The organism is Hallella bergensis DSM 17361 (assembly GCF_000160535.1).
In the GTDB taxonomy this organism is placed as follows: Bacteria; Bacteroidota; Bacteroidia; order Bacteroidales; family Bacteroidaceae; genus Prevotella; species Prevotella bergensis.
In genome coordinates this window covers 698,732-712,242 of the sequence record NZ_GG704781.1, presented here as the reverse complement: position 1 = coordinate 712,242, position 13,511 = coordinate 698,732, and the positions used below count along the sequence as shown (strand labels likewise).

Below are 13,511 nucleotides of genomic sequence, written 5' to 3'. Positions count from 1 at the left end.
ATCGTGTAAAGTTAATTAGCAAAAATGTATATGATTACTTTTGATCAAGGATTTTATGATAGAACTCCTCATAGGCTTTGGCATAGTCATCCCCAGGGTTTGCCATGAAGGGCAGGTCTTTGGAAATTGCATAGTCCATGAGTTTCTTGTTTACATCCTGCCCGGCTTCCACTACGCCATCGCTGTAGTCGATAGCCAATTTGCCCAATTCCATGAAATCAAACTTTTCTGCGTAGGGTTTCAGGAGTTCGGCCTTAGCATTCCTGAACTCCACACATCGTTTGAAATTATCGCCTAACGATGTTTTCAGCTGATTGTGAAACAAGGATGTAACCACCTTGGTCTTTGCAAAGGAGGGGTCTTCACGGTAGGCTGTCTTGATATAGAGAGGTATCACTGCCGACATCCATCCCTGACATTGCACAATATCTGGACTCCAGCGAAGTTTCTTGACCGTCTCCAAGACACCACGTGCAAAGAATATGGCACGTTCTCCGTTGTCCGGGTATTCGGCTCCGGTCTCATCTTCAGTCATCGCCTGACGGTGGAGGAAATAATCCTCATTGTCGATGAAATATACCTGAAGTCTTGAAACGGGAATGCTTGCTACTTTTATAATCAGCGGATGGTCAGTATCATCAATCACCAAGTTCATGCCCGACAGGCGTATAACCTCGTGTAATTGTCCCCTTCTTTCGTTGATGGCTCCCCACTTGGGCATGAAAGTACGGATTTCAAATCCCCCTTCCTGCATCTTCTGAGGAAGGTCTCGCCCCATGGTAGACATTTCCGATTCTGGCACATAAGGAGCAATCTCCTGATTTATGAATAAAACCTTTTTCTTGACCATTGTATATTTATCCTTACATTAATATATTGCATACAAAGGTACTGATTTTTATTGAGAATATACTTGATTTTGCATGATTTCACACAAAACCAAGCATATTTGAAACTGATAGAAGTTAGAATGGAGCCTACACGGCCTACATGTGTCTAATGCTCCAACCCCAGTCTTTTCTTTTGTGTGGAGAGTCAAGATCCTTTCTCATTCCACGACAACCAAGGGCTCGTCTTCCATAACGCTCTGACCTACCTTGACACAAACGGCTGTTACCTTTCCATCCTTCTCTGCCTCAATGTTGTTGGCCATTTTCATAGCTTCGAGCACAAGGAGTGCATCCCCTGCTTTCACCTCGTCGCCTACGTTCACATTGATGGCTGTGATGGTGCCAGGCAGCGGAGCTTTAACAGCGTTGGCTGTGTTTACATTGGCTGTGGAGGTTTGGGAATTTTCTCCTTCGGCATCTTCGGCTACGAGCTTGCCCAGTTCCACTTTCTTTTTCTCGGGTTCGGCCGGCTTTTCCATCTCTACTTCAAATGCCTCGCCGTTCACTTGGACATTTGCCATGCAAGTCTCTTCGTTGATGTCACCGATCTCGACTTTGTACTCTTTCCCGTCAATTAAATATTTAAACTCTTTCATTATTCCTTATGGTTTAGCGGTAAATGAGAGGAACTTGGCATTCCACATGGTCTGCTTAGGCTTGATGGTGATGATGCCCGGTTCCCTGTCATGTACATTGTTGCCTTGATACTCGAAGAGTGCCATGGCAATGGCTGCATATATATTCTTATCCATGTTTGTTTATTCCTCATTCAAATTGATAACGCTCCATTACATGGGCATACATCCATGTTTCTTGGCGGGCAGTCCCTGACGTTTGTTGGCCAGCTGTGCCAAACCCCTGCAGATGCGGAAGCGGGTGTTCCGCGGCTCGATCACATCGTCGATATAGCCAAATTTCGCAGCTTGGTAGGGATTGGCGAATGCCTCCGTGTATTCGTCTTCCTTCTCTGCGAGGAAGGCCTTGACATCGCCGCCCTCTTCCTTAACCTGTTTGGCTTCCTTGCCACAAAGTACGGCAACGGCTCCCGATGCGCCCATTACGGCAATCTCGGCAGTTGGCCAGGCGAAGTTCAGGTCAGCACGGAGCTGCTTGCAACCCATCACGATGTGTGAGCCGCCATAGCTCTTACGCAGATTGATGGTAATCTTGGGCACGGTAGCCTCGCCGTAGGCATAGAGCAACTGCGCACCATGCAGGATAACGGCATTGTATTCTTGACCTGTTCCAGGTAAGAAGCCGGGCACGTCCACAAGGCTTACGATTGGGATGTTGAAAGCGTCGCAGAAGCGCACGAAGCGTGCACCCTTGCGGCTTGCATTCACGTCGAGCACGCCGGCATAGGCGGCGGGCTGATTGGCCACGATACCCACGCTCTGACCGTTGAAGCGGGCAAAGCCGGTGATGATGTTCTTGGTAAACTTCGGTTGCACTTCAAAGAACTCACCCTTATCGGTTATGGCGGTTATCACCTTGTACATATCGTATGCCTGGTTGGGGTCGTCGGGCAGAATGTCGTTCAGCAAGTCTTCCTTACGGTCTACCGGGTCGGTGCATTCCACACGCGGAGCTTCCTCGGTGTTGTTGGACGGAATGTAGCTCAGTAGCTTTCTGATCATCTCCATGGCCTCCTCTTCTGTCTTTGCCGTGAGGCTGGTCACGCCACTCTTGCTGGCATGCACGCTTGCACCTCCGAGATGTTCGGAGTCGATATCTTCGCCCGTAACGGTCTTCACAACCTTTGGTCCGGTGAGGAACATATAGCTTGTTCCTTCGGTCATGAGGATAAAGTCGGTCAGGGCCGGAGAGTAAACCGCACCGCCTGCACACGGGCCGAGAATGGCACTGATTTGCGGAATTACACCCGAGGCAAGAATATTGCGTTCGAAAATTTCCCCATAGCCTGCCAGAGCAGAGATTCCTTCCTGAATACGGGCACCACCGGAATCGTTCATGCAGATGATCGGGGCACCGTTTTGCATGGCCATATCCATTACCTTGCAAATTTTTTGAGCCATTGTCTCAGAAAGCGACCCACCATTTACGGTGAAGTCTTGGGCATATACATATACAAGCCGGCCTTCAATCGTGGCCGAGCCGGTCACAACACCATCGCCCAAGGTTTGCTTCTTTTCCATACCGAAATTATGGCAGCGGTGGAGTTTGAACATGTCATACTCCTCGAAACTGTCCTTGTCTACAAGCATCTCGATGCGCTCGCGAGCAGTATATTTGCCACGGGCATGCTGTTTTTCGATGGCCTTTTCGCCACCTCCGAGGCGAGCTTTCTCGCGCTTGGCAACAAGCTCTTTAATCTTTTCTGTTTGCTTACTCATAATTTATCTTGTTGTTCTTTTGTTAATCTATAGGTTGCAAAAGTACGAATAAAAATCGACAAAGATATGATAATAACTTAAAATATTGCTATTTATAAAACGTGTGACAAACAATCATTGTCTGTCACACGCCGTGTCTTATATCTTAATGTGCATCAGGGTGTTATTTATCCTTTTCTGTCATCTGACGGTCAAATTCGCTGATGCCCTTCAGTGTGCACATTCCGCGCAGGAACAGCATGATGACGTTGCAGAAAATGTCTTGTGGGTCGTATTGTTTGTACAGTTGATTTTCCATGATGTAGTTCAGGGTGCCATCGCTCACTTTACTTAGTATTTCGTAGTTGGCATCCGGACGGAAATACCCTTCCTCAACACCCTGCTTGAAAAATAACAGGGCGTTTTGTCGATGTTGATGGTGCTTTTGCTCTATCAGTTTCGTAATATCAGAATACCGGTGCAGTTCTGTATAATAGATGGGATTTACACCCGACAGGCTCTGCATCTTCAATTGATAAAATTCGAGTATGATATCTATCACGTGCCGCTTACCACTGTTGACGTAAGCCTGCATTTGACTTTCGAAGTTTCTATGATCTTCCTTGACGGCTTCCATCAACAGTTGTTCCTTGTTCTTGTATATCTCATACATGGTGCGTTTGGAAATGGACAGAATGTTGGCGATGTCGTCCATTTTTACGGCTTTCACTCCCTTGGCCTTGAATTCTATCGAGGCGGTTTTAAGTATTCTTTGACGCAGTTCCTGCCTGTATTCTGTCGGCGTGTTTGATTTATACATAGGCTTGTTTCTCCCAACTAAATGGACTACAAAGATACAAAAATAATATAAAAACTCATTTTTATTTAATAGTTTTTATATTTTGGAGGCGTTCTTACGTTTGCCCTCGCCAAGTGTTAGACAGCTGTCATCCAAGGCGTAATTCGTTTTTCTTACATTGAAAGTCTGTGCGGATGGCCTGACTTGGGACTTATTCTCCGTCTATAAACCGCTTCAGGATGTCTTTGTAGGCATCTATCCTGCGATCTCTGAGGAAGGGCCACCATCGGCGCACTTGTTCGCTGTGCTTCAAATTGATTTCCACAACCCTGCTTTCCTCATCGTTGCTGCATGCCCGATAGAGGAGTTCGCCCTGTGGCCCGGCAACGAAACTTGATCCCCAAAACTCGATGCCTTGGGTCTGTTTGCTTGGGTCGGGCTCGAATCCTACGCGGTTCACCGTTACGACGGGTATGCCGTTGGCTACGGCATGCCCCCTCTGCACTGTGGTCCAGGCCTCGCGTTGGCGTTCCTGTTCCTCGGCACTGTCGCTCGATTCGTATCCGATGGCTGTAGGGTAGATCAGAATTTCAGCTCCCTGCAGGGCCATGAGTCGGGCTGCCTCAGGATACCACTGATCCCAGCATACCATGACGCCAAGCCTGCCCACTGACGTGTCTATGGGATGGAAGCCAAGATCGCCCGGAGTGAAGTAGAATTTCTCGTAGTATGCCGGGTCGTCGGGAATATGCATCTTTCGGTATTTGCCGGCAATGGAACCGTCTTTTTCCATCACCACGGCTGTATTGTGATAGAGTCCGGGAGCTCGTTTCTCAAACAATGAGGTTACGATAACCACACCACACTCGCGGGCTATTTTGCCGAAGAAGTCGGTTGAAGGACCGGGGATGGGTTCGGCCAGATCGAAAAGGTCAACATTCTCGGTCTGGCAGAAGTATAGCGAGTTGTGCAACTCTTGCAAAACGATGAGTTGTGCGCCGCGCTTCGCCAAACTTCGGATTTCCGTGTCAAGCCTGTGTATATTTTCTTTCACGTCCGCCACGTTGTGCAGCTGGAGTAGGCCTATTTTGATTGTCATTTGTTTTGTTGTTTGCATGTTGATATTGGTAGTGAACTTTGCTATTAACAGATTTGGTACACCGTGATGTTAAAACACTCCGTGCGGGTATTGCATGGTGAGGCAATGGAGTGAGCCGTGTTGGCGCACTACGACAGAAGCATCTATCCCTATGATTTCCCGGTCGGGAAAGGCCTGCTTGATAACGCCTAAGGCCAGTCTGTCGTTTTCCGGTTGATTGTAGGTGGGTACGATAACCGCTCCGTTGAGAATTACAAAGTTGGCATAAGTGGCTGGCAACCGCTCCCCATCATAGTACATGGCATTGGGCATGGGTAGCTTCAACAGGCGATATGGACTGCCGTTGATCGTGGTCAGTGTCTCAAGCTGTTCTTCCAAAGCCATAAAGTCGGCATACTGTTCATCATCTTTGTTGTCACATCCCACATAGACGAGGGTGTCGCCCGGTGTCATACGTACAATGGTATCGATATGCCCATCAGTGTCGTCGCCTATCAGCGTTCCATGCTCAATCCATAGAATGCGTTTGGCATTGAAATAATTGAGTAGCCGATCCTCAATCTGTTTTTGGGAGAGCGGTTGGTTTCGTTGTGATGCCATCATGCATGATGTGGTGGTCATGATGGTGCCTTGCCCATCGCTCTCGACCGCTCCCCCCTCAAGTACGAAGTCGGTGTGGTTTTCCAATGCTCCCGCGAAATATCCGGCATAGTAGAGTTGAATGTTGATGGCATTGTCTTTTTGCCAACCGAATTTTTCGCCCCAACCGTTGAATTTGAAATCCAGCAGGTGGTTGGTTTTGAACCCGCCGTATGTTCTGTGTTCCGAGGTGATGGTCAGTGGGGCATGGTCGCGTGCCCAGGTATCGTTGGTGTCGCACTCGAAAAAAACGATGTTTGCCAGCAAATTCTTGCCCCACCGCTTTTCTATGGCAGTGCGGGTGCTGTCTTCTGCCGGTGTCACGATGACCAGTTTTTGTCTTGATGCAATTTCCTTGGTCAGTTGCAAGAAAGTTTCTGTTACTTCCGACAGATAGGGTTTCCAGTCCGTGTTGTCGTGTGGCCATGTCAGTTGCATGCTGCCCTGGTGTTCCCATTCGGCCGGCAGTCTGAAGTCGTTATAGTTGTTACGCCATGTCATAGTGATGGTCTTGGTGGGTTATATTCGTGCTGACTACTGAGTTGCAAAAATACTGAATTTCTCTGGAAGTAGGGACTCTATTTCTTTTTTTTCGCATTCACGATTGCTTTTGTAAAATATTGTTATCAAATTCCGGACATTATTTTTGAGTACATCTGGAAGAAAAGGCGCCATGATCAGACCGTCGGATGGTGAGGCGGGCGACGATAAAATTGAGAAATTCTGCGGTTGCAGCCTTCTGGCACTGCGACGAAACTCTAACCACAAGGTGATTAGAGTTTCGTCGTGGGCTCTCGAAGGCCGAATGGTGTTGCCATTAGATAGTAACCGCAGGCGGACAACCGGGAGCCGGTGTAGTTGTTTTTACTAATAGTTTGATTATTAAACAATTATGAAAGTTGCCAAATTTTGGGAATTTCGAACTGTGGCATCTTGGTTTTTAAATACGCGAAGCATTAAGAGGTGTTTGTCAAGAAAAATATAGGTTGGATGATTTTTATGAGATGGTTGCGGTTATTATATGACAAAAGCCGCTGAATTACAGCGGCTTTTGTCAAGATTTGATGAGACGTGTTGATACTTGAATATCATTATCCAAAGTCATCGAACATGATGCTCTCCTTTTCCACACCAAGTGAGTCGAGATATTCGGTAACGGTCTTGATCAGCATAGGTGGTCCACAGAGATAGTATTCACAGTCTTCGGGGGCTTCGTGGTTTTTCAGATAAGTGTCACGAATGCAATTCACAGCAAAGCCTGTGTAATAATCCACTCCGGCCGCGTCGGCCTTAGGATCCTGACGGTCGAGTGAAAGGTGGAAATGGAAATTGGGGAACTCTTTCTCCAATGCCCAGAAATCCTCCAGGAAAAAGGCTTCTGACAGTGCACGTGCACCATAGAAGAAGTGCATCTCACGGTCTGTGGTATGCAATGTCTTGGTCATATACATAATCTGGGCACGCAGCGGAGCCATCCCTGCGCCACCGCCGATCCATATCATCTCCTTTTTGGAGTCGAAGTGTGGATGGAAATCACCGTATGGGCCACTCATGAGAACCTTGTCTCCCGGTTTCAGGCTGAAGATATAAGACGACCCGATGCCTGACGGTACGTCCTGGAAGCCCACCTGCGGACGTGGCAGGAAGGGCGTGGTGGCAATGCGAACGGTCAGCGTGATGACATCGCCCTCGGCAGGATAGTTGGCCATGGAATAGGCACGGACGGTGTCCTCCGGATTGCTTGCCTTGAGAGAGAAGATGTTAAATTTCTTCCAAGCGTCTATGTATTCTTCGCCAATAAGCTCTTTGTCGAAGTCTTTGTCATAGTCGATACTGTCGTAGGCAGGAATCTTGATTTGTGCGTACGACCCCGGTATAAAGTCCATGTGCTCGCCTGGAGGAAGAGCCACCTTGAACACTTTGATGAAAGAAGATACGTTCTTGTTGGAAATCACGGTGCATTCCCACTCCTTAACGCCCAGTATCGATTCGTTAATTTTGATACGAAAATCTCCTTTTACCTTGGTCTGGCAGCCCAGACGCCAGTGTTCCTTGATTTGTTTGCGGGTGAAGTGCGACTTTTCTGAGTCCAGAATCTCACCACCGCCCTCGAGCACTTGGCATTTGCATTGGGCACAACTGCCCTTGCCTCCACAGGCAGAGGGTAGGAAGATACCGTTGGCATTGAGCGTGGACAGCAGACTGTCGCCCTGTGATACTTCTATGGTTTTTTTGTCATTGATGGTAATTTTAACTTTGCCGCTGGGGCTTAAGTAGTTTTTAGCCACAAGCAGGATGATGACCAGCAAAAGTATCACCACCAAAAATACTCCGACACTATTTAATATAAAACTCATGTTCTTATCGTATTTCTTATATGTTAAGACCGGAGAAGCACATCATGGCCATGGCCATGAGCCCCACCGTAATAAAGGTAATGCCAAGCCCCTGAAGCGGTTTGGGTACGTCGCTGTATTGCATCTTTTCACGGATTGCGCCCATCAGGACAATGGCCAGCAGCCAGCCCAGTCCGGAGCCAAGAGCATAGACCACGGCATCGAGAACCGATCCGATATACTGCGAGCTTGCAGGGTCCATGTTGATGCGCTGCTGCATAAAGAGCGATGCTCCCATGATGGCACAGTTTACGGCGATCAAAGGGAGGAAGATACCCAGCGAGGCATAAAGCGATGGCGAGTAGCGTTCCACCACCATCTCTACGATCTGTACGATACCGGCAATAACTGCAATGAAAAGAATGAAACTCAGATAGGATAGCCCCATTGGGTCGAGCACTTTGGTTTGCAGAATGTAGTCTACGGGGACTGTTACCAGCAACACAAATGTCACGGCCATTCCTAACCCGAATGAGGTCTTCACATTTTTGGAGACGGCAAGGAACGAACACATGCCGAGGAAGAAAGCGAAAATCATATTGTCCACAAAGATGGACCTGAAGAATAAGCTAATGAGATGTTCCATAATTATTTATTGTCCTCTTCTTTATAGAAATAAGCTCGATGAACCCAGATAACACATCCTACGAGAATCAGTGCCATGGCCGGCATGGTCATCATGCCGTTGTTGATATAGCCCAAGTCGTAGAAGCTTTGGGGTAGAACCTGAAAGCCGAAGAGTGTTCCACGGCCTAAAAGTTCGCGAAAAAAGCCCACGATGACCAAGATGAGGGCATAGCCCAATCCGTTGCCGATTCCGTCAAGGAAACTCGGCCACGGCTTGTTCATCATGGCAAACGCCTCGAGGCGACCCATCAGGATACAGTTGGTGATGATTAGGCCTACGTATACCGAAAGCTGCACGCTCACATCGTAGGCAAAGGCCTTGAGCACTTGGCTCACGATGGTAACTAAGGCAGCCACCACCACCAATTGTACGATGATGCGGATTCGCATGGGGATGGTCTTGCGAATGAGCGAAATAATCACATTGGCGAATGCCGTGATAACGGTTACGGCAAGTCCCATCACAACGGCTGGCTTAAGCTGCGATGTCACAGCCAGCGCAGAACAGATGCCAAGCACCTGGACGAGGACGGGATTGTCCAGGCTGAGCGGGGCGCCCAGTACCTCTTTATTTTGTTTTGAAAATAATGCCATAGTCTTTATTTTTCATTTAAGAATTTCATATACTTACCGAATCCCTCCTTAAACATATCGGTGACACCATTGGATGTGAGCGTGGCTCCGGTAACCATGTCCACCTGTGTTGCAGGGTCGTCAATCTTCTTGACGGCAGCCAACGCAATGTCAGTGTTGTTGCCTTCTTTAAAGAGTTTTTTGCCTTGGAACTGTTGTTGCCATTTCAGGTTGTCTTTGATTTCAGCTCCCAGACCAGCGGTCTCTCCCTCATGATTGAAATATGCACCATAAACGGTAGCTTTGTCTTCGTTTAATGCCACGAAAGCATTGATTGGCCCCCACAATCCCATACCGTAAACCGGTATAACATATTTGGTTTGGCCATCTACATTGCAGACAAATAGTGCCAGTCGGCCAGACTTATAGTCAGCAGAGTTAAGTTTGAATCCAGCAGACGTACCGCCTTGGGTTCCGGGCTCGACAATCGTTCCGTTCTCATCAATAATCCGATCTGCCACAACCACTTCCTTGTATTTGGCTGCTGCCGACGCATCGTCAAGATCGCGGATGTTCAAAGAATAGAGAATCTGCTTTTGCTTGTCGAGCGCCACATTAATGTCCTGCTGTGGCTTGAGGGCTTGGAATACCACGGCCAACAATAGGGCAACAATAACCACCAAGACAACAGAATAAATAATAGTATAAGAATTTGAATTTGTTTTCATACCTTGTCCTCTTTATTTGTTTGCAGCACGCTTGGCACGTTTGGAAATGTTGGAGTCTACCACGCAATAGTCAATGAGCGGTGCAAACATGTTACCGAAGAAGATGGCAAGCATCATACCCTCCGGATAACCGGGGTTCATAACACGAACGATAATGGCCATGGCACCGATAAAAAATCCGTAAATCCACTTGCCGACCTCAGTACGTGCTGATGTGACGGGGTCGGTGGCCATGAAGACGGCACCAAAGCAGAAACCTCCCAGCACGAGATGTTCATACCACGGTGTTGTGTTCGTTCCGGTTGCTGTGAATATCAAAGCCATGACAATGCCGCCAACGAAGACGCTGAGCATGGTTTTCCAGCTTGCGATGCCTGTCCACAACAACAAGATGGCACCCAAAGCAATGGCAATGACGGACGTCTCGCCAATGGAACCGGGGATGAAACCATACACCATGTCGGCCAGAGATGCTGCGGGAACATGGTTAACAGCCATCTCGCCCAATGGGGTGGCAGCCGTGAATGTATCGGGGAGTGTGTAGCCCAGACCGAAAATAGACTTCTGTGCCACCCAGACCGTGTCGCCAGTCATCTGACTGGGATAAGAAAAGAACAGGAACATGCGTGCGGCAATGGCCACATTGAAAATGTTCATACCCGTTCCGCCAAAGATTTCTTTACAGAATATAACTGAGAAAGCTACGGCCAGGACAAGTGTCCATAACGGGGTGTTGATAGGAATAATCATCGGTATGAGAATACCCGACACGAGAAAACCTTCTTGGATTTCCTCTTTTTTCCACTGTGCCCAAGCAAACTCAATGCCCAGACCTACAATGTAGCTGACAAGAATCTTTGGCAGCACAGCTAAAAATCCGTAGAAAAACAGAGCGAAGAATCCTGTTTCAGACAATCCGCCTGCTGCCAGGGCATTCTGGTAGCCCACATTATACATACCAAAGAGCAATGCCGGTATCAACGCGATAACCACCAAGCTCATGATACGTTTCGAATCGATGGCATCGTGGATGCTCACTCCTGACTTTGATGTCGCATTGGGCACAAACAGGAATGTGTCGAATCCATCATACATGCTTTGAAAAGCGTGGAACTTGCCACCTTCCTCAAAGTGAGGTCTGATGCCTTCAAAATATTTCTTTAATGAACTCATTGTTGCAAATTAATAATTTATATGCTTATAGAAAAAGAAAGATTACGCATTTTCCTTGCGGAGAATGTCTAACCCTTCTCGCACAATTTTTTGCAGGGGGAGTTTGGAGGAGTCGACGAACTCAGCCACGGCAAAATCTTCCGGGCTTACCTCGTAAATGCCAAGTTGCTCCTGCTTGTCAATGTCTCCTGCAATAATCGACTTGATAAGAAATTCACCGTAGATATTCATGGGCAGTACTTTATCGTACTCACCACTCATGATAATATGTCGCCTGCCACCCTTGATGCGGGCATCGAGGTCATATTCACGGTTCTTGTCCTGCAACCAAGTGAAATAGCTGCGTGAGGTCGAGAAGTCATTTGTGCGTGGCAAGATCCATCCCAACATCTCGTCCTTGTCGTCTCCTTCGGGAATAACCGTCACCTCAGATGTATGGGCGCCAAGATAGTCACCAAGCTCGGCGACGGAACCCGTGAGGGGGTTGCCGTTGATAATGCGAATATGATCAGACTGAATAAGCCTCCCGTTCAGGATGTCGGCAAGCGGCGTGCCCACAAGCACATCGGTGTAAGCTGCCTCGGTTATCTGACTCCCGGCTATCGCTATGGTGCGGCGCAAGTCTACTTTGCCAGTCAGGAACAGGCGCCCGAAGAAAATTACGGCCGAAGGATCAACGGTCCAAACAACTTCGCCTACATTGACCGGGGACAAATGGTTTATCTGGACGCCAACATTGCCGGCCGGACAGTCTCCATCAAAAACCGTTACTGTTGCATCCCGAATTTCAGTAAGTGCTTTTGCGTTTTGTTTTGCTCCAATGCCAAGAGATATCGGAGCAATTTTAGACAGTGCAGTGATTCCCACTTGGAAAGCCTGCTCATTGCCCTGAAGCTCAAATTCAAAATCCCCGGCCAAAGGCATGTCACGCAAAGCAGATACAAATATGCCTTTAGGAGTAGTGTCCGGAGTGGTAGAAACTGCGTATGGCAGCTGGTTGATATAACCAAAAAGACCGGCGTCGAGCAATGATTGCTTTACCTCATCAGCAGTTAGCGACGCAATATCCTTGATTCCAAAATCGTGATACTCCTGATGCTCGTCTGCTTTGATCTTCACGCAAAGTACTTTGCGACGCTCGCCCCGCAACACTTCGGTAACCGTTCCGCTTACAGGGGATGAGAATTTGACATCCGGACAAGCTTTGTTAACAAACAGGGGTTCGCCGGCAAGCACATGATCTGCTTGCTTAACAACTACTTTTGGAGTAATGCCAACAAAAAACTCGGGCATTAAACCATACTCCTGAGAGTCCTGTGTCGATAATTTCTTTTCTCTGGCTTTCCCCTTCAAGTTTAACTTCAAGCCTTTTCGCAACTTAATTACATTTGCCATAGAAAATCCATAATTGTAAATTGATAATATAATGTTTAATGTACTAACTTCGAGAAGCCTAATCCGCTTGTCGATGCAAATTTACTCAAAAATAACATAAATGAGATAAAAACCACGCTTTTATTTCCTATTTGAACTCAATTTTTTTAAATTTGCATGCCAATTGAAAACGATAAAACATAGCATTAACGTTCTTATATGGGCTATTGTGAGCCTGTGTTTGATCGCTTTGCTCCTTGTAAACTTGCCTGTGGTACAGTCGCATTTGGGGTCACAGATAGCCGATGTACTGTCTCAGAAGCTAAACACAAGGGTAGATATGGGGCGTGCGAGTTTAGGATTGTTTAACAGAATCATTATTGATGATGTTAATATCCAAGACATGAAGGGGCATGATATGTTGCAAGCCACACGCATCTCGGTCAAAGCAGACCTGATATCCCTGCTCCAAGGTCGTATCTCTATTACTTCTGCACAGCTTTTTGGCATGAAAGCCAATTTTTATAAGGAGACCGCTCAAAGCAAGCCCAACTTCCAATTTGCACTCGATTCACTTGCTTCTAAGGATACTTTAAATCATCAACCGTTGGATTTGGAGCTTAAGAGTTTGATTATCAGACGTGGGAATATCTGTTGGAATCAACTTGACAAGCCTCGCAAGCAATCGTTTGACACGCATCATCTCAATGTCAAGAATCTGAGTTCTCATATTATTTTGAATGCATTGCGGGATGATTCCATCAATCTCAAACTCAAAAGGATTTCATTTACAGAGGCTTCGGGCCTAAACATCAAGTCGCTTGCTTTTAAGTTGGTGGCTAACAGGCATCGGGCTTTGTTGAGTGGATTGAACCTATCC

13 protein-coding genes and 1 pseudogene are annotated in these 13,511 nt (G+C 47.3%); 1 reads left to right on the top strand and 13 read right to left on the bottom strand.

Translation table 11 applies throughout. The annotated features are described in order from the left end of the window. Window positions 1-34: 34 nt before the first annotated feature. From HMPREF0645_RS06980 to HMPREF0645_RS06925, 13 genes are all read right to left on the bottom strand, one after another. The gene (locus HMPREF0645_RS06980) at window positions 35-850 is read right to left on the bottom strand and encodes a glycogen/starch synthase (protein ID WP_007174227.1); all 816 of its coding nucleotides are present in this window, start codon (window positions 848-850) and stop codon (window positions 35-37) included. A 198-nt stretch (window positions 851-1,048) separates the two neighbouring features. Beyond that, window positions 1,049-1,486, bottom strand: coding sequence for a biotin/lipoyl-containing protein (locus HMPREF0645_RS06975; protein WP_007174226.1), 438 nt, complete (start codon window positions 1,484-1,486; stop codon window positions 1,049-1,051). Window positions 1,487-1,492: 6 nt separating this feature from the next. Further along, entirely contained in the window at window positions 1,493-1,642 is a 150-nt protein-coding gene (locus HMPREF0645_RS13840) for a hypothetical protein (RefSeq protein ID WP_007174225.1), read from the bottom strand. A 36-nt stretch (window positions 1,643-1,678) separates the two neighbouring features. Further along, complete coding sequence (locus HMPREF0645_RS06970; RefSeq protein ID WP_007174224.1) at window positions 1,679-3,244, bottom strand: acyl-CoA carboxylase subunit beta; 1,566 nt, start codon at window positions 3,242-3,244, stop codon at window positions 1,679-1,681. Window positions 3,245-3,407: 163 nt separating this feature from the next. Then, complete coding sequence (locus HMPREF0645_RS06965) at window positions 3,408-4,043, bottom strand: TetR/AcrR family transcriptional regulator (RefSeq protein WP_007174223.1); 636 nt, start codon at window positions 4,041-4,043, stop codon at window positions 3,408-3,410. Between the two features lie 190 nt (window positions 4,044-4,233). After that, window positions 4,234-5,121 carry a carbon-nitrogen hydrolase gene (locus HMPREF0645_RS06960; RefSeq protein ID WP_044123356.1) on the bottom strand — a complete coding sequence of 296 codons (888 nt, stop codon included), beginning with the start codon at window positions 5,119-5,121 and terminating at the stop codon, window positions 4,234-4,236. Window positions 5,122-5,190: 69 nt separating this feature from the next. Next, window positions 5,191-6,261 carry an agmatine deiminase family protein gene (locus HMPREF0645_RS06955; protein WP_007174221.1) on the bottom strand — a complete coding sequence of 357 codons (1,071 nt, stop codon included), beginning with the start codon at window positions 6,259-6,261 and terminating at the stop codon, window positions 5,191-5,193. Window positions 6,262-6,851: 590 nt separating this feature from the next. Beyond that, window positions 6,852-8,117 (bottom strand): NADH:ubiquinone reductase (Na(+)-transporting) subunit F, encoded by a 1,266-nt coding sequence (nqrF, locus tag HMPREF0645_RS06950; protein ID WP_007174220.1) that lies wholly within the window; start codon window positions 8,115-8,117, stop codon window positions 6,852-6,854. 16 nt (window positions 8,118-8,133) lie between these two features. After that, entirely contained in the window at window positions 8,134-8,742 is a 609-nt protein-coding gene (nqrE, locus tag HMPREF0645_RS06945; RefSeq protein WP_007174219.1) for an NADH:ubiquinone reductase (Na(+)-transporting) subunit E, read from the bottom strand. 2 nt (window positions 8,743-8,744) lie between these two features. Next, complete coding sequence (locus HMPREF0645_RS06940; protein WP_007174218.1) at window positions 8,745-9,377, bottom strand: NADH:ubiquinone reductase (Na(+)-transporting) subunit D; 633 nt, start codon at window positions 9,375-9,377, stop codon at window positions 8,745-8,747. A gap of 5 nt (window positions 9,378-9,382) precedes the next feature. Continuing rightward, a complete protein-coding gene (gene nqrC, locus HMPREF0645_RS06935; RefSeq protein WP_007174217.1) occupies window positions 9,383-10,084 on the bottom strand; it encodes an NADH:ubiquinone reductase (Na(+)-transporting) subunit C in 702 nt (233 codons plus the stop codon). Window positions 10,085-10,096: 12 nt separating this feature from the next. Next, complete coding sequence (locus HMPREF0645_RS06930; protein WP_007174216.1) at window positions 10,097-11,257, bottom strand: NADH:ubiquinone reductase (Na(+)-transporting) subunit B; 1,161 nt, start codon at window positions 11,255-11,257, stop codon at window positions 10,097-10,099. 42 nt (window positions 11,258-11,299) lie between these two features. Further along, a complete protein-coding gene (locus tag HMPREF0645_RS06925; protein WP_007174215.1) occupies window positions 11,300-12,652 on the bottom strand; it encodes a Na(+)-translocating NADH-quinone reductase subunit A in 1,353 nt (450 codons plus the stop codon). A gap of 163 nt (window positions 12,653-12,815) precedes the next feature. Here HMPREF0645_RS06925 and HMPREF0645_RS13835 point away from each other — a divergent pair. Next, window positions 12,816-13,511: pseudogene (locus tag HMPREF0645_RS13835) on the top strand (translocation/assembly module TamB domain-containing protein); the annotation flags it as partial.

What these genes read in the sequence shown, in the direction of transcription:
- HMPREF0645_RS06980 (WP_007174227.1), bottom strand. Translation starts at nt 850, where the DNA reads ATGGTCAAGAAAAAGGTTTTATTCATAAATCAGGAGATTGCTCCTTAT.
- HMPREF0645_RS06975 (WP_007174226.1), bottom strand. Translation starts at nt 1,486, where the DNA reads ATGAAAGAGTTTAAATATTTAATTGACGGGAAAGAGTACAAAGTCGAG.
- HMPREF0645_RS13840 (WP_007174225.1), bottom strand. Translation starts at nt 1,642, where the DNA reads ATGGATAAGAATATATATGCAGCCATTGCCATGGCACTCTTCGAGTAT.
- HMPREF0645_RS06970 (WP_007174224.1), bottom strand. Translation starts at nt 3,244, where the DNA reads ATGAGTAAGCAAACAGAAAAGATTAAAGAGCTTGTTGCCAAGCGCGAG.
- HMPREF0645_RS06965 (WP_007174223.1), bottom strand. Translation starts at nt 4,043, where the DNA reads ATGTATAAATCAAACACGCCGACAGAATACAGGCAGGAACTGCGTCAA.
- HMPREF0645_RS06960 (WP_044123356.1), bottom strand. Translation starts at nt 5,121, where the DNA reads ATGACAATCAAAATAGGCCTACTCCAGCTGCACAACGTGGCGGACGTG.
- HMPREF0645_RS06955 (WP_007174221.1), bottom strand. Translation starts at nt 6,261, where the DNA reads ATGACATGGCGTAACAACTATAACGACTTCAGACTGCCGGCCGAATGG.
- nqrF (WP_007174220.1), bottom strand. Translation starts at nt 8,117, where the DNA reads ATGAGTTTTATATTAAATAGTGTCGGAGTATTTTTGGTGGTGATACTT.
- nqrE (WP_007174219.1), bottom strand. Translation starts at nt 8,742, where the DNA reads ATGGAACATCTCATTAGCTTATTCTTCAGGTCCATCTTTGTGGACAAT.
- HMPREF0645_RS06940 (WP_007174218.1), bottom strand. Translation starts at nt 9,377, where the DNA reads ATGGCATTATTTTCAAAACAAAATAAAGAGGTACTGGGCGCCCCGCTC.
- nqrC (WP_007174217.1), bottom strand. Translation starts at nt 10,084, where the DNA reads ATGAAAACAAATTCAAATTCTTATACTATTATTTATTCTGTTGTCTTG.
- HMPREF0645_RS06930 (WP_007174216.1), bottom strand. Translation starts at nt 11,257, where the DNA reads ATGAGTTCATTAAAGAAATATTTTGAAGGCATCAGACCTCACTTTGAG.
- HMPREF0645_RS06925 (WP_007174215.1), bottom strand. Translation starts at nt 12,652, where the DNA reads ATGGCAAATGTAATTAAGTTGCGAAAAGGCTTGAAGTTAAACTTGAAG.